The organism is Achromobacter sp. FW305-C-28, from assembly GCF_058783235.1.
Genome location: NZ_JBYSYL010000003.1, coordinates 285,284 through 308,640 on the forward strand (window position 1 = coordinate 285,284; position 23,357 = coordinate 308,640).

The following is a 23,357-nucleotide window of genomic DNA, read 5'->3' on the forward strand; positions in this document are numbered from 1 at the left end:
GGGGATGACGTTACGTGAGGGTCAAGCGTGGGGCTATTAAAGACTGCGCAGGAAATCGATCAACGCCCGGTTGACCTGTTGCGGCGCTTCCTGCTGCAGCCAATGCCCCGCGCCGGGAATGATTTCACGGGCGCGCAATTGCGGCACCAGGGCGGGCATGGCGTTGATGATCTGGTCCATGCCGGGAATGGCCAGGCCGGTGTCGCGTTCGCCCACCAGAAACAGGGCGGGTACGTCGACCTTTTTGCCTTCCAGCGCGCCCTGCAACGCCCAGTTGCGGTCCAGGTTGCGGTAGTAGTTCAGGCCGCCCCGAAAACCACTGGCTTGATAGCTTTGGACGAAGACCGCCAGGTCCGATTCGGTCAGCCAGGCGGGCAAGGTGCCGGGCACCGGCAGGGCATCGAGCAGGCCGCGTCCGGTGGGCACCATGCCGAAGGGGGTGGGCGTGGCGGGGTCGTTGCGCGGCCCGGCGTCGCCCGATGCGGCGAAATAAATGGCGCGCAGCGTGGCGTCGACGTCGCGTTCGAATTCCCGTTCGGCCACGCCCGGTTCGTTGAAGTAGTGGGTGTAGAAGACGGCGGCATCGGTCTTGGGAAACAGGCGGCTGGGCGGCATGGGCGCGCGGCCCATCATGGGGACGCCCAGCGCGGCCACGGCGCGAAAACGGTCGGGGCGCAGTTGCGCGGCTTGCCAGGCGATGTTGGCGCCCCAGTCGCCGCCGACGATCACGGCGGTGTCGGCGCCTTCGCTGTCGAGCAGGGCGACCAGGTCGCCGATGACGTCCAGCGTGGTGTAGGCGGCCGCGTCTGCCGGGCGGTCGCTGGCGCCGTAGCCGCGCAGGTCGGGGGCTATGGCTCGGAACCCCGCCTGGGCCAGGGCGGCAAGCTGGTGGCGCCAGGCATAGGCGGTTTCAGGAAATCCGTGGCACAGCAGGACGAGGGGGCCGTCGCCCTGGGCGGTGACGTGCAGCGTGATGCCGTTGACGGTGACGGGGCGGGTTTGCAGATCGGTCATGGTGGGGCTCGCAGGCGATATTCAGTGCGGATATAATACCGTAACAGTAAAAGTTACGGTATTTCATCATGGCCTACGACACCCGTTTTGCCCGCCTGCTGCATGTGCTGGTTCACATGCATCTGCGCGGCGGCACGACCACGTCCGGCACGCTGGCGCAGATGCTGCATACCAACGAGGTCGTGGTGCGGCGGACCATGGCGGCGCTGCGCACGGCGGGCATGGTGACGTCGACCGGCGGGCGCAAGGGAGGCTGGACGCTGGCCCGGGCGCTGGACACCATTACGGCGCGGGATGTGTACGAGGCCATTGGCCATGGCGCGGTATTCACGATCGGGCCGGCTGACGATAATCCGGCGTGCCCGGTGGAGCGGGCGGCGAACCAGCTGGTGGCGCAGGCGCTGGGCGAGGGCGAGGCCGCGTTGTTGCAGCGGCTTGGGGGGACGCTGTTGTCGGACCTGGCGGCGCAGATCATTCCTCTGGCGGCATCCGATCGGCAAACTCCGCTGCCGACAGGCTGAAATCCTCGATCAAGGCGTTGCTCAATTCAGGGCACACGCTGCCCTGCATCTGCCGCAACCATTGGTGGAACTCGGCAAAGAACGCATCGGTAGCCGATGTCAGTTCAAACACCCCGGAATCCGTATGCGTCAGCGCGAGCGCGGCCACGATGCGCTGGAATTGCGTGGGATGGGCGGCGATGTTGTGCGGCGGCACCTGCATCAGCGCCCGGATCAGCTTCATTTCCTGGGCCAGGTCCAGGATGGTCGGCAGGCCGGCCAGTTGCTTGCTCAGGCTATGGATGTCCATGTCTTTGTCCCTCCAGCCGCATCATCCACGAAAATAATTCGTGGATAAGCGGGAATTTATATCGTTTTGAGGAATAGGGCGCGCGGCTTTGTAATGCAGGTTCGCTTAACGCCATTCACGCTTCGAAGACTTTCCTCTCTATGACTCCCATCGGATACCGCATTCTCCCCCGGTCCGCGCCCGCCGTCTCTGCCGACGTGCTGGCCGGTTTTGCCGCCATCGGGTCGGCCCAGATCAGCGACTGCATGAATCGCCTGTACGGCGTGGCCGGGCTGCGGCCGCTGCATGCCGGCCACCAGCGCACGGTGGGCCTGGCGCTGACCGTGAAGACCCGCCCGGGCGATAACCTGATGATCCACAAGGCGATTTCGCTGGGGGGCGCGGGTGACGTGATCGTGGTGGATGGCGCGGGCGATACCAGCAACGCGCTGGTCGGCGAGCTGATGATGATGGACGCGCAGGGCCGCGGTATCGAAGGCTTCGTGATCGACGGCGCGGTGCGCGACCTGGACGTGTTTGCGCAGGGCCAGTTCGGCTGCTTTGCGCGGGCGGTGTCGCACAAGGGGCCGTACAAGGACGGCCCGGGCGAGATCAATGTGCCGGTGTCGGTGGGGGGCCAGGTGGTCAACCCCGGCGACGTGGTGGTGGGCGATGCCGATGGCGTGGTGGTGATTCCCGCCGAGCACGCCGAAGCGGTGCTGGCACTGGCCATGAAGAAGGAAGCCGACGAAGCCGTGGCCAAGGAAAAGCTGCGCGCCGGCACGTACACCAAGCCCTGGCTGGAAAAGACGCTGGCCGAGAAGACCGGAGGCGCGAAATGAGCCAAGCCACCCCTGGCCAGACCGGCGCCGAGAGCGGCCGCCCGGTGGCCCCGAGCGCAGCCGCTGCCGCGCCCGCGCGCCCCGGCATCGTCGCCGACCGCATCAAGCGCATCAAGCTGTCGCCCAGCGTGGCGGCGCGCGCCATCATTGCGGAACTGCGCGAGCAGGGCCGCCGCATCATCGACCTGACGATCGGCGAGCCGGATTTTTCGACGCCCGAACACATCCGCCAGGCCGCCACGGCGGCGATGAACCGCGGTGAAACCAAGTATCCGCCGGCCCAGGGCACGGTGGCGCTGCGTAAGGCGGCCCGGTCACATCTGCTGGACGCCACCGGGGTCGACTACCCGGTGGGCCGCATCATCGTCAGCACGGGCGCCAAGCAGGTGATCTTCAACGGCCTGGCCGCGACGCTGAACGACGGCGACGAGGTGCTGATTCCCGCGCCGTTCTGGGTCTCGTACCCGGACATGGTGCTGGTGAACGGCGGCGTGCCGGTGGCGGTGGCGACGACGCCGGCCACGGACTACAAGCTGACCCCGGATGCGCTGGAACGCGCCATCACGCCGCGCACCAAGTGGCTGATGATGAACGCGCCGAGCAATCCGACGGGCTCGGTCTACACTGCCGACGAGCTGCGCGGCCTGACCGAGGTGCTCAAGCGCCATCCACAGGTGTGGCTGATGACGGACGACATCTACGCGCGCCTGAATTTCACGGATACGCCCACGGTGCACCCGCTGCAGGTGGCGCCCGAACTGGCCGAACGTACGCTGGTGGTCAACGGCGTGTCCAAGGCCTACGCGATGACCGGCTGGCGCATTGGGTATGGCGCCGGGCCGGACGAACTGATCAAGGCCATGGCGATTCTGCAATCGCAAAGCACGTCGGGCGCATCGTCGGTAAGCCAGGCGGCGGCGCTGGAAGCGCTGGCCGGCCCGCAGGATTGCGTGGCCGAATTCGCCCGGGTGTTCCGCGAACGCCGCGACGTGGCGGTGGCCGAATTGTCGGGCGCGGCGGGGCTGGACATCGTGGTGCCGCAAGGCGCGTTCTACGTGTTTCCGGACTGCTCGGGCCTCTTGGGCAAGCGTACGCCGGGCGGCGACGAGATCCGCACCGATACCGACCTGACGCATTACCTGCTGCGCGAAGCCGGCGTGGCGGTGATCGATGGCCATGCGTATGGCGCGCCGGGCACGTTCCGGCTGTCGTTCGCGGCATCGCTGGACGATATCCGCCAGGGCTGCTCGGCGATCCGCGAGGCGTGCGCCAAGCTGGTGTAGGGCGACGGCCCGCGCCGGGGTGCCTGTGCGCCGCGCGGGCCTATTTTTTTCTTGACCATAAACACAAGGGGAATCAACCATGACTTACCGTTCACGCATCGCCGCCTGCCTGGGTCTGGCTACGCTGCTGTTGGGTTCTGCTGCCCAGGCCGATCAGGTCGCGGACATCAAGGCCCGCGGGGAATTGATCTGCGGCACGCTGGGCACCTCGCAGCCGTTCAGCTTTCAGGACGCCGCGTCGCGCCAACTGGTGGGCTATGACGTCGACGTGTGCAAGCTGGTGGCCGACAAGCTGGGCGTGAAGGTCAGCTACAAGCTGCTGTCGGTGGCGGCCCGCGTGCCCGAACTGAATGAAGGCCGGGTCGATATCCTGGCGGCCAACCTGGGCTATTCGCCAGACCGCGCGCAGCAGATCGCCTTCAGCCACGCCTACTACGTCAGCCCGCAGAAGCTGCTGGTGCGCAAGGATTCGGGCCTGGACACGATTGAATCGCTGAACGGCCGGCGCATCGGCGCGACCAAGGGGTCCAGCTCGGAACGCGAGATCAAGCGCATCCTGGACAAGTCGCAGGTGATTGGCTATGGCGACAGCTCGGCCACCTACCTGGCCCTGCAACAAAAGAAGGTGGACGCGCAGTTCGCGTCGGAACTGGTGCTGGCGCGCCTGGTGCTGCAAAGCCCGCCCACGGCGCCGGTCAGCGTGATCGCCAAGTCGGTGTTCGACGAGCCCTGGGGCCTGGGCGTGCGCAAGACGGAGCCGGGCTTTCTGCACGTGGTGAACCAGGCGCTGGACGAGGCCGAGACCTCGGGCGTGGCCGCGCAGCTCTTTGACAAGTGGTTTGGCGCGCAGACGCCGTACAAGCTGGAGCGCGGGTTCAAGATCGGCCCCATCGCGGGTTGAGCGGCGGTTGCGTTTCATGAGCCTACTTGACGCTTCGCAATACCAGCTGCTGGCGAGTGGCATGGCGGTGACGCTGCAGCTGTTCCTGGTGTCCTGGGTGATGGCCTTCACGATCGCGATTCTGCTTGTCGTGGTGCGGGCCACCAACCTGGCGCCGTGCCGCTGGCTGGTCGATGCCTATGTGGAATACCACCGCAATGTGCCGCTGCTGGTGCAGGTGCTGTTCTGGTATTTCGGCATGCCCGAACTGCTGCCGGAAGGTTTCCGGCTGTGGCTGTACCAGCACAACGCCGAGATGTCGCTGGCGGCCATCGCCCTGGCGCTGGGGTCCGCCGCGTACATCGCGGAAGACATCCGCAGCGGGCTGCGCGCCATTCCGGGCACGCAGTTCGAGGCGGCCCGGGCGCTGGGCGCCAGCTACCTGCAATGCATGCGTTTCGTGATCGTGCCGCAGGCGGTGCGGATTTCGATTCCGCCGCTGGTGGGCCGCGCCTTGCTGCTGTTCAAGAACACCAGCGTGGCCATGGCCATCGGCGTGATGGAACTGACCTACCAGGCGCGCGAGATCGAAAACGAAACCTACCGCACCTTCGCCACCTTTGGCGCCGCCACGCTTATGTACCTGCTGGGATCTTTCCTGATCATGCTGATCGGTTCGCGCATCTATGCCCGCTACCGCCTGAACCGCGGAGGCCACGGTGCTTGATCTGCTATTGCAATACTGGCCCACCCTGCTGGTCGGCCAATACCCGAATGGCCCCTTGGGCGGCCTGGCGCTGACGCTGATCCTGGCGGCCTGCGGCCTGGCCTTGTCGCTGCCGCTGGCGCTGGCCATCGCGCTGGCGCGGGTCAGTCCGTACGGGTGGCTGCGCGTGGCCAGCAAGACGCTGGTCAACGTGGTGCGGGGCATGCCGCTCTTGATGCTGATCTTCTGGGCCTATTTCGTGGTGCCCAAGCTGACGGGGCAGGTGATCAGCGGCTTCTGGACGCTGATCGCCGCGCTGGTGGTGTACGAAAGCGCCTACCTGTCGGAAGTGATCCGCTCGGGCATCGAAGCGGTGCCGCGCGGCCAGATCGAGGCGTCGCGCTCGCTGGGCGTGGGGTACTGGACGACGATGCGGCGCGTGGTGTTGCCGCAGGCGCTGTTCAACGTGCTGCCCAGCCTGACCAGCCAGTTCGTGTCGACGGTGAAGGAAACCTCGCTGGGCTACGTGATCAGCGTGAACGAACTGACGTTCGCGGCCAACCAGGTCAACAACCTGGTGCTGACGCAGCCGCTGCAGGTGTTCGGCATCCTGGCGATTATCTACTTCGTGGTGTGTTTCAGCCTGAGCCGCGGCCTGTCGTGGCTGGACCTGCGCATCCGCCGCCAACGCGCCATGGCCTGAGCCGGCGCCAACGGAATCTTTTCATGATCAAGCTTGAGAAAGTCAATAAATGGTATGGCGAGCACCACGTCCTGAAGGACGTGGACCTGTCGGTGGCGCGCGGCGAAGTGCTGGTGGTGTGCGGGCCGTCGGGCTCGGGCAAGTCGACCATGATCCGCACGGTGAACCGGCTGGAACCCATCGAAAAAGGCCGCATCCTGATCGATGGCGCCGACATCTACGCCAAGGGCGCCAACCTGAACGCGCTGCGTCAGAAGATCGGTTTCGTGTTCCAGCAGTTCAATCTGTTTCCGCACATGAGCGTGCTGGAAAACGTGATCTTCGCGCCGGTCAGCATCCGCAAGCAGCCGCGCAAAGAGGCCGTGGAACTGGCCCGCCAGTTGCTGGCGCGGGTGGGGCTGGAGCACAAGATCGACGCCTACCCGGGATCGCTGTCCGGCGGCCAGCAGCAACGGGTGGCGATTGCGCGGGCGCTGGCGCTGCAACCGCCGGTGATGCTGTTCGACGAACCCACCAGCGCGCTGGACCCCGAAATGGTGGGCGAGGTGCTGCAGGTGATGAAGGGCCTGGCCAAGGACGGCATGACGATGGTGTGCGTGACCCACGAAATGGGGTTTGCGCGCGACGTCTGCGACCGGGTGGTGTTCATGGACGCGGGCGAGATTCTGGAAATGGATACGCCGGAACGCTTTTTCAGCGCGCCCAGCCATCCCCGGGCGCAGCGTTTCCTGGCGGACATCCTGCACCCGCGCGAGTAGGCCGCGTCTTGCGCAGGGCCGGCCGCCTGGCGGGCGCCGGCGCCGGTCCCGGGGCAGCGCGGCATCGCGGTCGACGATAATGTGAGGGTTTCCATGCGATTTGCATCCACCGCCGCGATGTACACCCTTAAACAGCTAGAGGCCTTCTACTGGAGTTCGCAACTGGGCAGCTTCAGCGCCTCGTCGCGCAAGCTGCATACGACCCAATCGGCCGTGGCCAAGCGGGTGGGCGAGCTGGAAGCCTTTGCCGGGGCGCCGCTGTTCGAGCGCCGCGCCAAGAAGCTGGTCATGACGCCGCAGGGCAGGAAGCTATACGAACTGGCCCGCGAGATGCTGGACCTGAACAGCCGCATCGTGCAGAACATGGCCGACCCGGCCAGCTTCGAAGGGGTGGTGCGGCTGGGCGTGACCGAGCTGGTCGGCATGACCTGGCTGGCGCGGCTGGTCAGCCAGATCAGCCTGCGCTATCCGCGGGTGCAGCTGATGCCCGAGATCGACGGCGGCATCACGCTGTATGAACGGCTGGAACAGGACCAGCTGGACCTGGCGATCATGCCGGGCCCGTTCTGGAGCTACCAGTACGACTGCGTGCACCTGGGGGCGGTGACCAACGTGTGGATGGCCAGCCCGGCGCTGGACATCGATTTTTCGGCGCGGCTGACGCCGCAGGACCTGGCGCCGTATCCGGTGATTTCGCAGCCTACCAATTCGGCCCTGTCGCACCTGTACGACGCCTGGTTCGCCGAGCAGGGTCTGCCGGTCAAGCGGGTGCTGACGTGCAACAGCCTGGGCATGATGGCGCAATTGACGATGCTGGGCCTGGGCATCAGCTACCTGCCGGGCGCGTATTTCGCGCCGCTGGTCGAGCGCGGCGCGCTGTGCCGGCTGGACGTGAAACCCGACCTGCCCACCATCAATTACTACGCGGTGCACAAGAAGAACATCGTCAATCCGGTGGTATCGCGGGTGATCGATATTGCGCGCGAGGAATGCGGCTTCGAGGTGGCGGGGGCCTTCTTGCCGCATGTGCCGCCGGCGGCCCGGCCGGGCGAGGCGTAGCCGGGCAAGGGCCAGGGTGGGGCCGGGGGAGGACGGCGCGAGGCGGTGGCCGCCCCGGCGCCGCCGGCCGTCCGTGGCCGAAAAGACCGGGCTTAACCGCAGCGGATCGCGGTCATGACGTCCTGTTTGTCCACGATCAGGTTCAGGCGGGTGTCGTTGTATTCCATGGTGACCAGCTGGCCCGGGCGCAGGATGCGGCCGGTGGTGGCGCCGCTGCGGCCGCGCAGGTCTTCCAGGACGGCGGGGGTGGCCTTCTGGCCGATCTGCGATTGCAGGCCGCTGGCGTCGCAGGTCTTGCCGGTGGGGCGGCCCGACGTCGAGGCGCCGTAGGACGGGCTGGACGAGGAGTCGGAAGCGGAAGCCGGGCTGCTTGAACTGGAATCGGTGGATGCCGAAGCGGACGAGGAACGCGGGGTTCCGGTATTGGCGCAGGCGCTCAGCGCGGCGACCAGCAGGACGGGAATCAGCTTGCGAATCATGAATTACTCCTGAAAGATGTCCGAGGCGCATTCACCGTGAAAGTTTCAGCGCCGGGGAAAAACATCATAGACCAGCCGCCTGCGCCGCGCTTGCCGGGGAAAATATCTATTCCAGTTGGCGCCCCTTGGTCTCGGGCAGCAGCAGCGCCGTCAGGATGACGACGGCATAGGCGCCTGCCGCGAACACGCCGATCGCCCAGCCCAGGCCGTGCTGCTGACTGAGAAACCCCACCAGACCGGGAAACAGGGCGCCCACGCCGCGCCCGAAGTTGTAGGCAAAGCCCTGGCCGGTGGCCCGGACGTTCGAGGGGAACAGTTCGGTCAGGTAGGCGCCGATGCCGCTGAAAATACCCGAAGCCGCGAAGCCCAGCGGAAAGCCCAGCACCAGCATCTGGCCGTTGGTCAGGGGCAGTTGCGTATAGACGTAGACGCTGACCGCGGACAGCACGGAGAAAATCAGCAGGTTGGCGCGGCGGCCCAGGCGGTCGGCCAGGTAGGCGCCGGTGATGTAGCCGCAGAATGAGCCCGCGATGATGACGAGCAGGTAGCCGCCCGTATTGAGCACGGACAGATTCCGTTCGACTTTCAGGAAGGTCGGCAGCCAGGTGGTGATCGCGTAGTAGCCTCCCTGGACGCCGGTGCACAGCAGCGACGTGACCACGGTGGTCTTGAGCAGGGCGGGCGAAAAGATGGTCCAGAAGGATGCCGCCGCGAGACCGCTGGCCTGGCGTCGCTGGAACATTTCGGGTTCGGGGACGTGCTTGCGGATGTAGAGCACCAGGAAGGCGGGCAGCACGCCGATCCAGAACAGGCTGCGCCACGCCCATTCAGGCGGCAGCACGGAAAAAGCCAAGGTGTAGAGCACTGCGGCGGCGCCCCAGCCCACGGCCCACCCGCTTTGCACGGTGCCTACCGCTTTTCCGCGATGCTGGGCGCGGACGATTTCCCCCATCAGCACCGAGCCGACTGCCCATTCGCCGCCAAAGCCCAGGCCTTGCAGGGCGCGCAGGACGAACAGTTGTTCAAAATTCTGCGCGAAGCCGATGGCGACCGTGCAGACTGAAAACCAGATGATGGTGTATTGCAGGATGCGCACGCGGCCGTAGCGGTCGGCCAGGATGCCGGCCAGCCAGCCGCCTACCGCCGAAAACAGCAGGGTGACCGTACCCAGCATGCCGGCCTGGCCCTTGTCGATATGCCAAAGGGTCATCAGGGTGGAAATCACGAATGTAAAGACCATGAAGTCCAGGGCGTCGATGGCCCAGCCGCCGAACGCGCCGATGAAGGTGCGACGCTCGGTCGTATTCAATTCTCGAAACCATTGCATGCTGTGTCTCAGTGAGGGGGGATGAACGTTTCGGCACGGCGGCCGCGGCGATCTCAGATCGCGGCAAAGCCGTAGAGGTGTTGGGGGTTGGTGACGAGGATGCGGTGGCGCAGGGCGGCTTCGGGCGCCCAGTCAGCCAACTGGTTGCGCAGGTGGCCGGTGTCGACCATGCGGGGGATGTGTACGTGGGGCCAGTCGCTGCCCCAGAGCATCCGGTCGGGCGCAGTCTCGATCAGCGCACGCGCCCATGGCGTGACGTCGTCGAAGTCGTCGAAGCGTTCGCTGATGCGATAGGCGCCGGACAATTTGACCCACCAGCCGTGGTCTCGCACCAGGTGCTGCATGGCCTGAAAGCCCGGGCTGTTGGTGCCGTCTGCGACGGGGGCATGGCCCATGTGGTCGATCACGCCGACGACGGGTAGCCGACGCATGCGGGGCAAGAGCTCAGGCAGGCGGCGTGCGTCCAGCAGGAATTGCATGTGCCAGCCGCGTTCGGCGCAGCGGTGGGCCAGGGATTCCATGGCGTCAAAGCCGATGCCGCCGCCGAACAGGACATTGATGCGCAGGCCGCGCACGCCGGCGGCATGCATGGCGTCGAGCTCGCGGTCGCTTGCTGACGGGTCGACCACGCCGACCCCGCGCAGACGCTGTGGGTGGCGCCGCAGCACTTCCAGGAAGTAGCGATTGTCGGTGCCATGGACACTGATCTGCACGAGGACGCCGCGCGTCATGCCGGTGGCATCCAGCATGGCCAGGTAAGACGCTTCAGTGGCAGGCGGCGGCGTGTAGCTGCGCTCAGGGACGAAGGGGTAGGCGTTGTTGTCGGCGGCGACCACGTGGGCGTGCGTGTCGCAAGCGCCTGCAGGCAGGGGGAAGCGGGCGGCGGCGACCGTGGGCAGGGGGCCCAGGCAGAGCGGGGGGGCGGCGGGCATGAAACGTGTCCTTGCGGGGGAGGGTTGCGAAGGACACTATCGTAGATAATAAAATTGCGTATGTGGTTAAAAGCGCCGGGATATAGGACGGGCAGAGAGAACCTGCAAAGGTTTGCTTGCGGACGCCAAGTCTTAATGGAAATTGCGGCTGGGCGTACTGAGCCCGCCGAGCAGGTCGGACAGGTCCACCAGCCGCTGCGCGATCAGGTGGCGCACGCCGTCGACGTTCTGCCAGGTGCCGTACACGCCCAGCAGGCTGGAGCCGAGCAGTTCGCGGCGCTGGCGTTCGATCAGTTCGGGGCGCACCACCACGTTGACGGGGCCGGTTTCGTCTTCGAGGGTGACGAAGATGACGCCCTTGGAGGTTTGCGGCCGCTGGCGCACGGTGACGATGCCGCAGGCGCGGGCCACGCGCTTGTCGGGGTAGCCGTTGAGCACGGCGGCAGGCTGGAAGTTGCGGGCGGCCAGTTGCGGGCGCAGCAGGTCCACGGGATGGCGCCGCAGGGTCAGGCCGACGCTGCGGTAGTCGGCCGCGACGGTCTGGCTTTCGGACGGGGCGGCCAGGACGGGGGCCTCGGTTTCGTGGATGGCGGCGTCGCGCAGCAGGTCGCGGCTGTGGACGCTGGCGGCGGCTTCCCAGCTGGCCTGGCGGCGATGGCCGGCCAGGGTCAACAGGGCATCGCTGGCGGCCAGGGCATTGAGGTCGTGGCGGTTCAGGGCCGCGCGGCGGGCCAGGTCGCCGGTGTTGGCGAAGGGCGCGTCGGCGCGGGCGGCTTCGATGCGGCGGGCGGTGTCTTCGCGCAGGCCCTGGATCAGGCTCAGGCCCAGCCGCACGGCGGGGCGGGCTTCGTCGGCGGGTGGCGCGTGCGGATGCGCGGGGCGTGGCGCTTGCCCGCCGGGCAGGGCTTGCAGCGCCGAGTCCCAGCCGCTGACGGTGACGTCTGCCGGCAGGACCCGCACGCCGTGGCGGCGGGCATCCTGCACCAGTTGCGCCGCGGGGTAAAAGCCCATGGGCTGGGAATTGAGCAGGGCGGCCAGGAAGGCCTCGGGTTCGTGGCGCTTGAGCCATGAGCTGGAATAGGCCAGCAGGGCGAAGCTGGCGGCGTGGCTTTCAGGAAAGCCGTATTCGCCAAAGCCTTCGACCTGCCGGAACAGGGCTTCGGCGAATTCCAGGGTGTAGCCGTGGGCCAGCAGGCCGCCCACCAGCTTGGTGCGGTATTTGTCGACGCCGCCCTTGCGTTTCCAGGCCGCCATGGACCGTCGCAGCTGGTCGGCTTCGCCGGGCGTGAAACCGGCCGCGACCACGGCGATCTGCATGACCTGTTCCTGGAAGATGGGTACGCCCATGGTGCGGCTGAGCACGCCGCGCACGCGTTCGCTGGGGTAGCTTTCTTTTTCGCGGCCCTGGCGGCGGCGCAGGTAGGGGTGCACCATGCCGCCCTGGATCGGGCCGGGCCGCACGATGGCCACCTGCACCACCAGGTCGTAGTATTTGCGCGGCCGCAGGCGCGGCAACATGCTCATCTGGGCGCGCGATTCGATCTGGAACACGCCGACGGTGTCGGCGTCGCAGATCATGTCGTAGGTGGGGTCATCGCCTTCGGGGATGTCTTGCAGGCGCAGCGGCTGGCCGCGGCGCTGGCCGGCCAGTTCCAGCGTGCGCCGCAATGCCGACAGCATGCCCAGCGCCAGCACGTCGACCTTGAGCAGCTTGAGCGCGTCCAGGTCGTCTTTGTCCCATTGCACGACGCTGCGGTCGGCCATGGCGGCGTTTTCGATGGGCACCAGCCGCGACAGCTTGCCGCGCGAAATGACGAAGCCGCCCGGGTGCTGCGACAGGTGGCGCGGAAAACCCATCAGGGTCTGGGCCAGCGCGGCCCATTGGCGCGCCACCTGGGATTCCGGGTCCAGTCCGCAGGCGCCCAGGGTGCGCAGCATTTCCTTCTTGCCGTCCCACCACTGGTGGGCGCGGGCCACGGCGTCGATCACGCCCAGGTCGACGCCCAGTGCGCGGCCGGTGTCGCGCAGCACGCTGCGCGGCCGGTAGGAAATCACCACGGCGGTCAGGGCGGCGCGCTGGCGGCCGTATTTTTCGTAGATGTACTGGATGACTTCTTCGCGGCGCTGGTGTTCGAAGTCGACGTCGATGTCGGGCGGCTCGTTGCGTTCTTTGCTGATGAAGCGTTCGAACAGGTTGTTGCCGCGCCGCGGGTCGACTTCGGTGATGCCCAGGCAGTAGCAGACGGCCGAGTTGGCGGCCGACCCGCGGCCCTGGCACAGGATGCCGGCCTTGCGGGCGAACAGCACGATGTCGTAGACGGTCAGGAAATAGGCTTCGTAGTGCAGATCGGCGATCAGGGCCAGTTCTTTTTCGATCTGCTCGGAGACGTTGGCCGGCACCCCGGCCGGAAAACGCCGCGCGGCGCCGGCCAGGGTTTCCTGGCGCAGGAAGGTGGCGGGGGTGTGGCCGCGCGGGACGATTTCGTCGGGGTATTCGTAGCGCAGTTCGTCCAGCGAAAACGCGCAGCGGCGCGCCACCACCAGGGTCTGGGCCAGGGCGTCGGGCGGATACAGGTTGGCCAGCCGCATGCGGCTGCGCAGGTGCTGTTCGGCATTGCCGGCCAGCGCGTAGCCGCACTGCGCCACGGACTGATGGGTGCGGATGCCGGTCAGGGTGTCGTGCAGCGGCTTGCGCGAACGCACGTGCATCTGCACCTGGCCCAGGGCCACCAAGGGCAGTTCGGCGGCTTGCGCGGCCTGTTCGACGGCGGCGCGGTGCAGGTCATCGCGCGAGCGGTACAGCAAGGTCAGGCCGACCCAGGCGCGGCGTTCGAAGGTGGCCGCCAGCCAGCGCGCCTGCTGGGCCATGCGGTCGGGGTCGTCGCCGTAGGTGGGCGACAGGATGGCCAGGCATTCGGGCAAGTGGCGCAGGTGCGCATAGCCGGGCGGCGGGTCGGTGAAGTCTTCGGGCGCCAGGCGGTATTCGCCCTTGGGGGCGCGGGTGCGCGCCAGGGTGATGAGTTCGGACAGGTTGCCGTAGCCCTCGCGGGTCTGCGCCAGCAGGGTCAGGTCCAGCGGCGCGGCGTCGGGGCCGGCGCGCAGCCGGAAGGTGGCGCCGATGATGAGCGGCAGCTTCTGGGTCTTGGCTTCCATGTGGGCCCGCACCACGCCGGCCAGGCTGCATTCGTCGGTGATGGCCAGGGCCGCGTAGCCGAGTTCGGCGGCGCGGGCGGCGAGTTCTTCGGGGTGCGAGGCGCCTTGCAGGAACGAGAAGTTGGACTGGCACTGCAGCTCGGCATAGCCGGGCAGCCCGATCAGCGGATCGGGGGCATCAGGGGAATCGTCGAACGGTTGCATGGCGGGTCGCGGGGCAGAAGGGCGCCGTCAGGCGTACAGGCCGTGCAGGAACCAGCGGGCGTGTTCGTCGTCGCGTTCGCGGTAGATCCAGTAGCGCGCGCGGGCGTCGTCTTCGGCCACGAAGTAGTCGCGCACGGTCAGGGCCGGGTCCCACCAGCCGCTTTCGATGCGTTCGGGGCCGCGCATCAGCCGCAGGGCCTGGCCGGCGTATTGCGGACGGTGGCCGGACAGCTTCAGGGGCTGCGGCGGATCCAGCAGCCAGAAGGGGCGATCGAGCGTGGCGGGCAGGGGCTCGGCGCGTTGCGGGGCATCCAGCGCATCGCCCCAGGAATTGGCGGCTTCGGGGCGGTGGTCGGGCGTGGGACAGGGGCGGCGCACCTGGTCGCGCCCCAGCCGCGCGGCCAGCAGGTCGAGCAGCCGGGCGTGGTCGGCCGCAGTGCCGCCCGGTTCGGGAAACAGGGTGGTGCTGGCGGCGGGCTGGTCGACCGTGTCGGGCGCCAGCAGCGCCACCGCGATGACCGGGGCTTCGAGCGTCAGGCGGCCAAGCTTTTCGCGCAGCAGGTTGAGAATCTGGGGCGCCTGCCAGACGGGCTGGGCCAAGGCCAGTTCCAGTTCGGTGGGCGGGCGGGCGTGGCGACCGCGTTCGTGGTCCAGCCGCAGCACTACGCGTCGCACCGCCAGTTGCCGCGCGGCCAGCCAGCCGCCCAGCTGTTCGGCCAGACGTCGCGCCACGGCCAGCACCGCGTCGGTGTGCTCGACGTAGTCCATGAGTTCGATGCGGCGCGAGAAGCTGGGCGGCGGTTCGATCCAGCGGTGCAGTTCGGGCGACTGACCGTAGGCGGCATCCAGGGCTTGCAGCAGGTCGGGGGCGCTGCGCCGTTGCAGGCCGGCGCGGGGCAGCGCGCGCAGGTCGGCCAGCGTGTGGCAGCCGATGTCGTGCAGCCAGTCCAGCCGCGGCTGCGCCTGCGGCAACAGGGCCACGGGCAGGGCGTCCAGGCGGCGCGCCAGCGTGGGCAGCGTCAGGGTGCGGCGCAACCGGGCGCGGCCCGGGCGGTGCGCCAGCAGCCAGGCGCCGGCCGCCGTGGGCGCCATGCCCAGCGACACGCGCAGGTCCAGTGCGCCCAGCGTGGCGGCCACGCGCCGGTGCAGGGCCCGCGGCCCGCGAAAGAACAGCAGGCTGGCGCCCACGTTGAGCAGAATGGTGTCGTCGCCGGCCAGGGCGACTTCGGGGGTGTATTGCAGCAGCGCCAGGGCCGCGCCTTGCAGGGTGTCGGCTTCGGCCAGGGGCTCGCGCGTCAGCAGTTCGACGCCGGGCGCGATGGCGGCCGCGCCGCCGCGGCGCATGCCCGTTCGCACCCCGGCCCGATGAGCGGCGGGAGTGAGGGCGGCGACGCGTTCCTGGTCGAGAACGGCGTAGGCCTGGTCTTCATGCGGCCAGTGCGGGCGCAGGGCGTCCAGCGGCAGGCAGCGCAGGTAGGCGGCGATCCAGAGGCGCATGGCGGGAAGGCGTAAGGGCGCCGGGCTCGAGGCCTACGTACAGCGGGGTGTCGCAGACCGGCCCCCGGCGCTTGAGAATATGGACGGACAACCCGCCCGCGGCGGGCGCAAGCGCCAGGCGCAAGGGGGCGGGGGTGGCGTTTTGCGCCGCGCTGGCCGGGCGCAGGGCGACAAAGAGCAGGTCGCTGGCCTGGGCGGCCAGGTGCAGGCGGCGCAGGGATTCGGGGCGCACGTGGGGCAGCCAGCACAGCAGCGCGCCGCAACTGCCGTTTTTAAGGATCTGTTCGGCGGCCCAGAGGGCATCCAGGGGTTTTTCGGGGGCCACCCACAGCAGTTGCCGGGGATCGAGCCGCCAGCTCATCCAGCTGGCGATATGCGGGGCATGCGGCGGCTGCACCAGCGCAATGGCGCGGCGGGTTTCCAGTTGCGCCAGGGCCGGCCGCAGCAGGCGGATTTCGCCGATGCCCGGCTGCGGGGTGAGCAGTTCGATCAGTGAGCCCAGCGGCCAGCCGCCGTCCGGCAGCTCGGCCGACAGGGCGGCGTGGCCGGTGGGCAGGCTGCGGGCGGCGCCCCGGGCCAGCTGGGTGGCGCGCCACACGGCGGGGTGGATGTGTTCTGGAGACTGCATGGCGGGCGGACGACCCGGTTTTCCTGGGGTGAATAGCCAGGCGGGATGCGCCTGGGCCTATTTATATACTGTACGAATATACAGTATATTACCCCGGACGGAAGTAGCGGAAGGTATCCGCTTTATGCCGTCATCCGAATCACCGCCAGATCTTCGCTCCCAGTGGATTCAGGGCCGAACGCTCTGGCCGGCCACCGCCGGCTCATCCTGCCCAATCCCCGCTGCGCGATCGGCTTCCAGGCCGTAGAACTGCATGTCCTCGTAGCGGATCCAGTGCGACTTGCGTACCAGCCGGTGGCCGATCCAGAACGCCAGGAACAACGGAATCGCCAGGTAGGTCGAGGCCACGCCGATCCAGTCGATGCGTTCGTCCAGAAAGGCCTGGTAGTTCTGGCCCAGCGTGACCAGCAGGCACAGCACGAAGGCCAGCACCGGCCCGAACGGAAACAGGCCGGCCTTGTAGGGCAGGTTGGCCGTGTCGTAGCCGTGCTTCACGTAGCCCTGGCGGAAGCGGTAGTGGCTGACGGCGATGCTCAGCCAGACGATGAATTCGGTCATGCCCGCGAAATTCAGCAGCCAGATGTAGACCGCCTTGGGGCTGTAGACCACGCTGAACATGCACAGGCAGGCAAGCGCGGTGGTGGCCAGCAGTGCGTACAGCGGCACGCCGCTGCGGGTCAGGCGCTTGAAGATCGCCGGGGCCTGGCCTTCGACGGCCATGTTGAACAGCATCCGCGTGGCGGCGTACATGCCCGAGTTGCCGGCCGACAGCACCGACGTCAGGATCACCGCGTTCATCACGGTGGCCGCCGACAGCAGCCCGGCGTGCTGGAACACCAGCGTGAACGGGCTGACGGCGATGTCCTCGACCTCGTTGCGCAGCAGTTGCGGGTCGGTATAGGGAATGAGCAGCCCGATGATCAGGATGGCCAGCACGTAGAACAGCAGGATGCGCCAGAACACGTGGTTGATGGCGCGCGGCACGTTGCGGCGCGGGTTTTCGGATTCGCCGGCCGCCACGCCCACCAGTTCGGTGCCCTGGAACGAATAGGCCACGACCATGGCCACGCCCACCCAGGTGGCGGCGTTGCCCACGAAGGGCGCGTCGCCCACCGCCCAGTTGCGCATGCCCACCGGCGCGTCGCTATGGATGATGCCCACCAGCATGGCCAGGCCCAGCACGATGAAGCACAGGACGGCCACGACCTTGATGATGGCGAACCAGTATTCGGCCTCGCCGAAGCTGCGCGCCGAGAACGCGTTCAGGCCGAAGGTCACGCCCAGGAACACGATGCTCCAGATCCATCCGGGGGTATCGGGGAACCAGTACGCCATCACCAGCTGGGCAGCCACCACGTCCACCGCGACCACCGTGGCCCAGCTCAGCCAGAAGTTCCAGCCCAGCGCAAAGCCGAAGCCGCCGTCCACATAGCGGGACGCATAGGTACAGAAAGAGCCCGAGACGGGCATGAAGGTGGCCAGTTCGCCCAGGCTGGTCATGATGAAATAGACCATCAGGCCAATCAGCAGGTAGACCAGCAGCGCGCCGCCCGGCCCAGCCTGCGCGATGGCCGCGCCGGAGGCGATGAACAGGCCGGTGCCGATGGCGCCGCCCAGGGCTATCATGGTCAGGTGGCGTGCCTTGAGCACGCGGTGCAACTGGTTTTGGCCGGCCGGAGGATTTCCCGAGTCTGTCGTCGGTGTTTTCATGGAATGCGTCGAAATGCGTGTGGCGCGCATTTTACAATGGGGCTATCCAGTGCCTTTGCGGAGCCGTTACATGGCTGCTTCTCCCCCGATTTCCCGCTCGCTCGAATTCCTGCCCGAACCTGGCACCGACGTGCGCCAGCTGTTCATCCTGCTGCACGGCGTGGGCGGTTTGCCCGACAACCTGCTGCCGCTGGCCGAGGCCGTGCGCGCCGCGTTCCCTGCCGCCGCGGTGCTGATCCCCGAAGGTTTCGAACCCTTTGACGGCGGCGGCGCCGGCCGCCAGTGGTTCTCGGTGCGCGGCGTTTCCGAAGACAACCGCCCCGAACGCGTGGCCCAGGCCATGCCGCCGCTGGAAGCCTATGTGCGCCAGGCCCAGGCCCGCTTCGGCCTGTTGCAGTCAGACACCGCGCTGGCCGGTTTTTCGCAGGGCGCCATCATGGCGCTTGAACTGGTGCAGGCGCACGACGGCATGGCCGGGCGCGTGATCGCCTTTTCGGGCCGCTATGCGCAGCTGCCCAAGGCCGCGCCGCAATACACCACCTTGCACCTGCTGCATGGCGCCGACGACCCCGTGATGCACGTGTCGCACATCCAGGCCGCGCAGGCGCGGCTGGACGAACTGCACGGCGACGCCACCATCGACATCGCCACGCACGTGGGCCACGAGCTGCATCCGGCCCTGATCCAGCGCGCCATCGTGCGGCTGCAAACTTGCGTGCCGCTGCGCAGCTGGGAAGCGGCGCTGGGCCTGAACCAGGCGCCACCCGACGGCGCCACGCTGCATTGAACCCGCGCGCCCGAGCGTCTTGCCGGACGAGGGCTGTCCGATGAGCCCCGCGAAATCCGCGGCCGCGCGCGAGGCGGACCCCGTTGGCGGCGCGCAAAGCATTTTCCGGGTGCTGCGCATCCTGAAGTACGTGGGTGCGGCGCCCGCGCGCGGCGTGGGCCTGACCGACGTGGTGCGCGAACTGGGCCTGACCCCGCCCACCGCGCACCGCATGCTGACGGCGCTGCTGCAGGAAGGCTTCCTGTCGCTGAATCCCAAGCTCAAGACGTACAGCCTGGGGCGCGAGTCTTACATTCTGGGGCTGGCGGCCGAAAGCCGCCATGGCATCAAGGCCATCGCCGAATCGGCGGTGCTGCGCCTGGCCCAGTCCACCGGCGATACCAGTTTCCTGTCGGTGCGCTCGGGCCACGAGGCCGTCTGCGTCGACCGCAAGACGGGCGATTTTCCCATCAAGATCCTGACGCTGGAAGTGGGCCACCGCCGCCCGCTGGGCGTGGGGGCGGGCAGCCTGGCGCTGCTGGCGTTCCTGCCCAATGACGACATCGAACGGGTGCTGGCGCGCTATGACGCGTCGGCCGCGCCCGACCTGCCGTCCACCGCCATGCTGCGCGAGGACATCGCCGCGGCGCGCAAGCACGGTTATGCGCTGAACCCGGGCCGCATCATCCCCGATATGCTGGGCGTGGGCGTGCCGGTGTTCGACCGCGCGCAGCACGTGGTGGCCGCGTTGAGCGTGGCGGCGATCCGTTCGCGCCTGTCGGGTGCGCGTTTGCAGGAAGTGGTGGCATCGCTGCAGCGCGCCGCCACGGAATTGGCGGCGGAACTGGCGCCGCGGGCCTGACAGGCCCGGCGGGCGCGTGACCGGCATCGCTGACCGGTCTGGCCGGCCTCGCTGCGCAATGCGGCAAGCCGGCCCCGCCACGCAACGCGGCAAGCCGGCCGTTACCGCCCCGCGCAGGACTTGCCGCCGTCCACCGGCAGGCACACGCCGGTGATGTAGCGGGCTTCGTCGCTGGCCAGGAACAGCGCGGCATGGGCCACGTCCCAGGCGTCGCCCATGCGGCCCATCGGGCTGGCCGCGTTGCGTCGGCGGCGCATTTCCTCGACGTCTTCGAACTGGCCCGTGATCTGCGCGTAGATCAGTGGCGTGTCCATCACGCCCGGCAGCACCGCGTTGACGCGGATGTTGTCGGGCGCGTAGCGCACCGCCAGCGCCCGGGTCAGGTGGTTCAGGCCGGCCTTGGCGGCGTAGTACGAGGTGTAGGGGTAGGTGTTGACCTGGATCGACGCCAGCGACGAGATGTTGACGATGCTGCCGCCGCCCTGGGCCAGCATGACCGGCAGCACGTGCTTGCAGGTCAGGAACACGCCGGTCAGGTTGGTGTCGATGACGCGGTGCCAGCTTGCTTCGCTGGCCTCGATGGGGTCGCCCATTTCGGTGATGCCGACGTTGTTGTGCAGCACGTCGATGCGGCCGGCCTGCTCGCGCATGGCCTGCACCACCGCCAGGATCTGGCCGCCGTTGGTCACGTCGGCCGCCAGCGCGGTGCAGCGTCCGCCTTCGTCCAGGATGATCTGGCGGGTTTCCTCGGCCGATTCGGGCCGCAGGTCCACCGCGAACACGTGCGCGCCTTCGCGGGCGTACAGGGCCGCGGCGGCGCGGCCGTTGCTCCAGCCTGGCCCGGACGAGCCGGCGCCGAACACCAGGGCCGTCTTGCCCTGCATGCGCCGGCTCGCGCCAGGTCGGACCGAATCCGATTGACCCGAGCCTGGTTGTCCCGGGTTCGACCGGCCCTCGTGGGATGGCTCCCTCTCTGCCTGGCTCATGTCAGTCCGCCGAGATGTGGGCGAAGTCGGCCACCTTCTTCCACTTGGCCACGTCTTCCTTGATCATCGCGGCGAAGGCCTGGGGCTGGTCGGCCACCACGTAGGCGCCCACGCCGGCGTACTTGGCCTGCACGTCCGGGTCGGCCAGGGCGCGGCGCGAGGCCTCGCTCAGCTTGGCCAGGATGGGAGCGGGCAGGCCGGCGGGGGCCAAGAGGCCGTTCCACATTTCGGCGTCGTAGTCGGGCAGGCCGACCTCGGCAAACGTGGGCACGTCGGGCAGTTGCGGCAGCCGCTTCTTGGCGGCCACCACGATGGCGCGCAGGCTGCCGGACTGGATGTGCGCCATGGACGAGGCCGCCGTGTCCCACAGGATGGGCACCTGGCCGGCGATGACGTCGTTCAGCGCGGGGCCGGTGCCGCGATACGGCACGTGCATCATGTCCAGCCCCGACAGCGATTTGTAGTATTCCATTGCCATGTGGGTGGCGCCGCCGTTGCCCGACGAGGCGTAGGAATACTTGCCCGGCGCGCCCTTGATCAGCGCGAAGAACGCGGCGTAGTCCTTGGCCGGGAAGTCCTTGTTGACCACGATCACGCCCGGCACGCGGATGATCTGCGTGACCGGGGTGAAGTCCTTGACGGCGTCGTAGGGCAGGTTCTTGTACACCGCCGAATTGGTGCCGTTGGTGCTGGACGTGCCCAGCAGCAGGGTGTAGCCGTCCGGCGTGGCGCTGGCCACGGCACGCGAGCCTACCGTGCCGCCCGCGCCGCCGCGGTTTTCCACCACCACCGGCTGGCCGATCTGCTTGCCCAGCGCCTCGGCAAAGATGCGGCCGACCACGTCCGACGTGCCGCCGGGCGGGAAGGGCACGATCAGGCGGATCGGGCGGTCGGGGTAGTTGCCGGCGGTGCTTGCCGCATTGCCTTGGGCGGCGGCAGGACCCGCCAGGGCAGCGGCCAGGGCGGCAGCGCCCAGGGTCAGCCAGTTGCGGATTTTCATGGTTTGTCTCCTCGCGTGGGAATGATGTTTTTTTATTGGCTCAGGCGATGCGGTCGCCCGGCTTGATCTTGGCTGCGCGGCTGTCCACGCCCGGCAGCATGTGCGCGGGGTCGCGCGTGACCACCACGTCCAGCACCGTCGGCCGATCGCGGCAGGCGTAGGCGGCGGCCAGCGCGGCGGGTATCTCGGCCGGGTCCTCCACCCGGATGCCATTGCAGCCCAGCGCGCGCGCCACGTTGGCGTAGTGGGTTTCCGCCAGGTCCGACGACTGGTAGCTGCCGCTGCCGTACATCAGGTGCTGCAGCGCCTTGATATAGCCCGACGCGGCGTTGTTGACCACCACCAGCGTGAACGCCAGGCCCATGCGCACGGCCGTTTCCAGTTCGCCCAGCGACATATTGCAGCCGCCGTCGCCCGTCAGGCTGACCACCTGCCGGCCCGGGGCCGCGGCCGCTGCGCCGATGGCGCCGGGAATGCCGTAGCCGATGGACGCAAAACCGCGGTCGGGCACGAAGCCGCGGCCCGCGCGCTTGGTGTCGAACAGCAGGCCGCCCCAGTGCGCGGCAAAGCCGCCGTCGGCCACCAGCACGCCGTCTTCGGGCAGGCTGGCGTTGATCTCGTGCATCAGGCGGGCCATGCCGATGGGCCGGTCGGCCGATGTCAGCTTGCCCTGCACGGATTCGCGCCAGGCGTGCATGGCCTGGCCCACTTCGTCGGCGTAGCCCTGGCGGCGCAAGGCGCCGGCATCGGGCTGCGCGGCCAGGTGCTGGTCCAGGTCGGCCAGTGTGGCGCGCACGTCGCCCCACAGCCGCAGCGCGGGCGTGGTGGTGCGGTCGAATTCCTCGGCCACGATGTCCAGGTGGATGATGGGGGCGCCCGTGGACAGCAGGTCGTAGCGGCGCGTGGCCACTTCGCCCAGCTTGCAGCCCACCACGAACAGGCAGTCGGACTTGGATATCAGCTCGTTGGCGATGCGGCTGTAGCGGCCGAACAGGCCTGCGTTCAACGGGTCGCTGCAGGCGATCGCGCCCTTGCCGCTCATGGTGTGGGCCACGGGAATGTTGTAGCGCCGGGCGAAGTCTTGCACGGCCTGCGCGGCATCGCTGATGTGTACGCCGCCGCCGCACAGCATCAGGGGGCGGGCGGCGCCGGCCAGCATGGCGGCGGCCTGCGCCAGGCCGTCGGCATCGGGCCGGCAGCGCAGCGCGGGCGCGCGGCGGTAGGTATCCACGGCATGGAAGGCGGCGGCGTCGAAGGCGTGGACTTCATGGGCGATGTCTTCGGGCACGTCCAGCACCACCGGCCCGGGGCGGCCGCTGGTGGCCACCGCGAAGGCGCGCCGCACCAGCTCGGGGATGCGTTCGATCTTCTCGACCCGCAGCACGTCTTTCACCACCGGCCTCAGCACTTCCAGCTGGCGCGCTTCCTGGGTCATGTTCTTCCAGGAATGCATGCGGTGCGAATCGCCCACCAGCGCCACCATCGCGGTGCCGGCATTGTAGGCTTCGGCCAAGCCGGTGACGAGATTCGTCGCCCCCGGCCCCAGCGTGGCGTCGCACACGGCGGGCCGGCCGCTGACCTTGGTGTAGGCGTCGGCCGCGAACACCGCGCAGCGTTCGTCGTTGATCAGGTTGTGGTTCAGCTTCAGGCGCCGCACCGCGTCGTAAAACGGCAGCAGCTGAAAGCCCCCCATGCCGAACATCAGGCCGACGTCATGCGCCGCGAACATGCGGGCGATGGCTTCGCCGCCCGTGATTTCCAGTTTTTCCGACATGCGGA

At 68.1% G+C, this 23,357-nt stretch carries 22 protein-coding genes; 10 read left to right on the forward strand and 12 right to left on the reverse strand.

Translation table 11 applies throughout. The features are described from left to right. Window positions 1-36 precede the first annotated feature (36 nt). Complete coding sequence (locus AC3WMR_RS10110; RefSeq protein WP_492262983.1) at window positions 37-1,014, reverse strand: alpha/beta fold hydrolase; 978 nt, start codon at window positions 1,012-1,014, stop codon at window positions 37-39. Window positions 1,015-1,082: 68 nt separating this feature from the next. Here AC3WMR_RS10110 and AC3WMR_RS10115 point away from each other — a divergent pair, with 68 nt between their 5' ends. After that, window positions 1,083-1,535: an RrF2 family transcriptional regulator gene (locus tag AC3WMR_RS10115; protein WP_492262984.1), complete on the forward strand. Its 453-nt coding sequence runs from the start codon at window positions 1,083-1,085 to the stop codon at window positions 1,533-1,535. Here the strand turns inward: AC3WMR_RS10115 and AC3WMR_RS10120 are convergent. Next, on the reverse strand, window positions 1,486-1,824 hold the full coding sequence (locus AC3WMR_RS10120; RefSeq protein WP_492262985.1) for a hypothetical protein: 339 nt from the start codon (window positions 1,822-1,824) through the stop codon (window positions 1,486-1,488). The two genes, AC3WMR_RS10115 and AC3WMR_RS10120, sit on opposite strands and share 50 nt — an antisense overlap. A 140-nt stretch (window positions 1,825-1,964) precedes the next feature. Here AC3WMR_RS10120 and AC3WMR_RS10125 point away from each other — a divergent pair, with 140 nt between their 5' ends. The 7 genes from AC3WMR_RS10125 to AC3WMR_RS10155 all read left to right on the forward strand — a co-directional run bounded on the left by AC3WMR_RS10125 (window position 1,965) and on the right by AC3WMR_RS10155 (window position 8,034). Further along, entirely contained in the window at window positions 1,965-2,645 is a 681-nt protein-coding gene (locus AC3WMR_RS10125) for an RraA family protein (RefSeq protein WP_492262986.1), read from the forward strand. Next, a complete protein-coding gene (locus AC3WMR_RS10130) occupies window positions 2,642-3,928 on the forward strand; it encodes an aminotransferase class I/II-fold pyridoxal phosphate-dependent enzyme (protein ID WP_492262987.1) in 1,287 nt (428 codons plus the stop codon). The genes AC3WMR_RS10125 and AC3WMR_RS10130 overlap by 4 nt, the downstream gene beginning before the upstream one ends. Window positions 3,929-4,007: 79 nt before the next feature. Then, on the forward strand, window positions 4,008-4,829 hold the full coding sequence (locus tag AC3WMR_RS10135) for an ABC transporter substrate-binding protein (protein WP_492262988.1): 822 nt from the start codon (window positions 4,008-4,010) through the stop codon (window positions 4,827-4,829). Between the two features lie 16 nt (window positions 4,830-4,845). Next, window positions 4,846-5,535 carry an amino acid ABC transporter permease gene (locus tag AC3WMR_RS10140; protein WP_492262989.1) on the forward strand — a complete coding sequence of 230 codons (690 nt, stop codon included), beginning with the start codon at window positions 4,846-4,848 and terminating at the stop codon, window positions 5,533-5,535. After that, window positions 5,528-6,217 carry an amino acid ABC transporter permease gene (locus AC3WMR_RS10145; RefSeq protein WP_025140471.1) on the forward strand — a complete coding sequence of 230 codons (690 nt, stop codon included), beginning with the start codon at window positions 5,528-5,530 and terminating at the stop codon, window positions 6,215-6,217. Before AC3WMR_RS10140 ends, AC3WMR_RS10145 begins: the two co-directional genes overlap by 8 nt. A gap of 23 nt (window positions 6,218-6,240) precedes the next feature. After that, window positions 6,241-6,975, forward strand: a complete 735-nt coding sequence (locus AC3WMR_RS10150; RefSeq protein WP_492262990.1) for an amino acid ABC transporter ATP-binding protein — start codon at window positions 6,241-6,243, stop codon at window positions 6,973-6,975. A gap of 117 nt (window positions 6,976-7,092) precedes the next feature. Further along, entirely contained in the window at window positions 7,093-8,034 is a 942-nt protein-coding gene (locus tag AC3WMR_RS10155; protein ID WP_492263306.1) for a LysR family transcriptional regulator, read from the forward strand. Window positions 8,035-8,126: 92 nt separating this feature from the next. Here AC3WMR_RS10155 and AC3WMR_RS10160 read toward each other — a convergent pair whose 3' ends face one another. The 7 genes from AC3WMR_RS10160 to AC3WMR_RS10190 form a co-directional block, all read right to left on the reverse strand. After that, entirely contained in the window at window positions 8,127-8,513 is a 387-nt protein-coding gene (locus AC3WMR_RS10160; protein ID WP_492262991.1) for an I78 family peptidase inhibitor, read from the reverse strand. A gap of 106 nt (window positions 8,514-8,619) precedes the next feature. Further along, window positions 8,620-9,840, reverse strand: a complete 1,221-nt coding sequence (locus tag AC3WMR_RS10165; RefSeq protein WP_492262992.1) for an MFS transporter — start codon at window positions 9,838-9,840, stop codon at window positions 8,620-8,622. A gap of 53 nt (window positions 9,841-9,893) precedes the next feature. Continuing rightward, window positions 9,894-10,772, reverse strand: a complete 879-nt coding sequence (locus AC3WMR_RS10170; RefSeq protein WP_492262993.1) for an amidohydrolase family protein — start codon at window positions 10,770-10,772, stop codon at window positions 9,894-9,896. A 132-nt stretch (window positions 10,773-10,904) separates the two neighbouring features. Further along, window positions 10,905-14,129, reverse strand: a complete 3,225-nt coding sequence (locus AC3WMR_RS10175) for an error-prone DNA polymerase (RefSeq protein WP_492262994.1) — start codon at window positions 14,127-14,129, stop codon at window positions 10,905-10,907. A gap of 27 nt (window positions 14,130-14,156) precedes the next feature. Further along, on the reverse strand, window positions 14,157-15,626 hold the full coding sequence (locus AC3WMR_RS10180) for a Y-family DNA polymerase (protein ID WP_492262995.1): 1,470 nt from the start codon (window positions 15,624-15,626) through the stop codon (window positions 14,157-14,159). Next, complete coding sequence (gene imuA / locus AC3WMR_RS10185) at window positions 15,556-16,254, reverse strand: translesion DNA synthesis-associated protein ImuA (RefSeq protein WP_175216598.1); 699 nt, start codon at window positions 16,252-16,254, stop codon at window positions 15,556-15,558. Before imuA ends, AC3WMR_RS10180 begins: the two co-directional genes overlap by 71 nt. Before the next feature lie 168 nt (window positions 16,255-16,422). Then, entirely contained in the window at window positions 16,423-17,979 is a 1,557-nt protein-coding gene (locus AC3WMR_RS10190) for an amino acid permease (protein ID WP_492263307.1), read from the reverse strand. Between the two features lie 55 nt (window positions 17,980-18,034). On the opposite strand from AC3WMR_RS10190, the gene ypfH reads away from it, so the two are divergent. Both ypfH and AC3WMR_RS10200 read left to right on the forward strand, forming a co-directional pair. After that, a complete protein-coding gene (gene ypfH, locus AC3WMR_RS10195; protein WP_492262996.1) occupies window positions 18,035-18,751 on the forward strand; it encodes an esterase in 717 nt (238 codons plus the stop codon). A 40-nt stretch (window positions 18,752-18,791) separates the two neighbouring features. Further along, complete coding sequence (locus AC3WMR_RS10200; RefSeq protein WP_492262997.1) at window positions 18,792-19,592, forward strand: IclR family transcriptional regulator; 801 nt, start codon at window positions 18,792-18,794, stop codon at window positions 19,590-19,592. Between the two features lie 101 nt (window positions 19,593-19,693). On the opposite strand, the gene AC3WMR_RS10205 is transcribed toward AC3WMR_RS10200, so the two are convergent. From AC3WMR_RS10205 to AC3WMR_RS10215, 3 genes are all read right to left on the reverse strand, one after another. Next, window positions 19,694-20,476: an SDR family NAD(P)-dependent oxidoreductase gene (locus tag AC3WMR_RS10205; RefSeq protein ID WP_492262998.1), complete on the reverse strand. Its 783-nt coding sequence runs from the start codon at window positions 20,474-20,476 to the stop codon at window positions 19,694-19,696. A gap of 103 nt (window positions 20,477-20,579) precedes the next feature. Further along, window positions 20,580-21,578 (reverse strand): Bug family tripartite tricarboxylate transporter substrate binding protein, encoded by a 999-nt coding sequence (locus AC3WMR_RS10210; protein WP_492262999.1) that lies wholly within the window; start codon window positions 21,576-21,578, stop codon window positions 20,580-20,582. 40 nt (window positions 21,579-21,618) lie between these two features. Continuing rightward, entirely contained in the window at window positions 21,619-23,352 is a 1,734-nt protein-coding gene (locus AC3WMR_RS10215; RefSeq protein ID WP_492263000.1) for a thiamine pyrophosphate-binding protein, read from the reverse strand. Window positions 23,353-23,357: the final 5 nt, after the last annotated feature.

Coding starts and splice junctions, on each gene's coding strand:
- AC3WMR_RS10110 (WP_492262983.1), bottom strand. CDS start 1,014: ATGACCGATCTGCAAACCCGCCCCGTCACCGTCAACGGCATCACGCTG.
- AC3WMR_RS10115 (WP_492262984.1), top strand. CDS start 1,083: ATGGCCTACGACACCCGTTTTGCCCGCCTGCTGCATGTGCTGGTTCAC.
- AC3WMR_RS10120 (WP_492262985.1), bottom strand. CDS start 1,824: ATGGACATCCATAGCCTGAGCAAGCAACTGGCCGGCCTGCCGACCATC.
- AC3WMR_RS10125 (WP_492262986.1), top strand. CDS start 1,965: ATGACTCCCATCGGATACCGCATTCTCCCCCGGTCCGCGCCCGCCGTC.
- AC3WMR_RS10130 (WP_492262987.1), top strand. CDS start 2,642: ATGAGCCAAGCCACCCCTGGCCAGACCGGCGCCGAGAGCGGCCGCCCG.
- AC3WMR_RS10135 (WP_492262988.1), top strand. CDS start 4,008: ATGACTTACCGTTCACGCATCGCCGCCTGCCTGGGTCTGGCTACGCTG.
- AC3WMR_RS10140 (WP_492262989.1), top strand. CDS start 4,846: ATGAGCCTACTTGACGCTTCGCAATACCAGCTGCTGGCGAGTGGCATG.
- AC3WMR_RS10150 (WP_492262990.1), top strand. CDS start 6,241: ATGATCAAGCTTGAGAAAGTCAATAAATGGTATGGCGAGCACCACGTC.
- AC3WMR_RS10155 (WP_492263306.1), top strand. CDS start 7,093: ATGTACACCCTTAAACAGCTAGAGGCCTTCTACTGGAGTTCGCAACTG.
- AC3WMR_RS10160 (WP_492262991.1), bottom strand. CDS start 8,513: ATGATTCGCAAGCTGATTCCCGTCCTGCTGGTCGCCGCGCTGAGCGCC.
- AC3WMR_RS10165 (WP_492262992.1), bottom strand. CDS start 9,840: ATGCAATGGTTTCGAGAATTGAATACGACCGAGCGTCGCACCTTCATC.
- AC3WMR_RS10170 (WP_492262993.1), bottom strand. CDS start 10,772: ATGCCCGCCGCCCCCCCGCTCTGCCTGGGCCCCCTGCCCACGGTCGCC.
- AC3WMR_RS10175 (WP_492262994.1), bottom strand. CDS start 14,129: ATGCAACCGTTCGACGATTCCCCTGATGCCCCCGATCCGCTGATCGGG.
- AC3WMR_RS10180 (WP_492262995.1), bottom strand. CDS start 15,626: ATGCGCCTCTGGATCGCCGCCTACCTGCGCTGCCTGCCGCTGGACGCC.
- imuA (WP_175216598.1), bottom strand. CDS start 16,254: ATGCAGTCTCCAGAACACATCCACCCCGCCGTGTGGCGCGCCACCCAG.
- ypfH (WP_492262996.1), top strand. CDS start 18,035: ATGGCTGCTTCTCCCCCGATTTCCCGCTCGCTCGAATTCCTGCCCGAA.
- AC3WMR_RS10200 (WP_492262997.1), top strand. CDS start 18,792: ATGAGCCCCGCGAAATCCGCGGCCGCGCGCGAGGCGGACCCCGTTGGC.
- AC3WMR_RS10205 (WP_492262998.1), bottom strand. CDS start 20,476: ATGCAGGGCAAGACGGCCCTGGTGTTCGGCGCCGGCTCGTCCGGGCCA.
- AC3WMR_RS10210 (WP_492262999.1), bottom strand. CDS start 21,578: ATGAAAATCCGCAACTGGCTGACCCTGGGCGCTGCCGCCCTGGCCGCT.
- AC3WMR_RS10215 (WP_492263000.1), bottom strand. CDS start 23,352: ATGTCGGAAAAACTGGAAATCACGGGCGGCGAAGCCATCGCCCGCATG.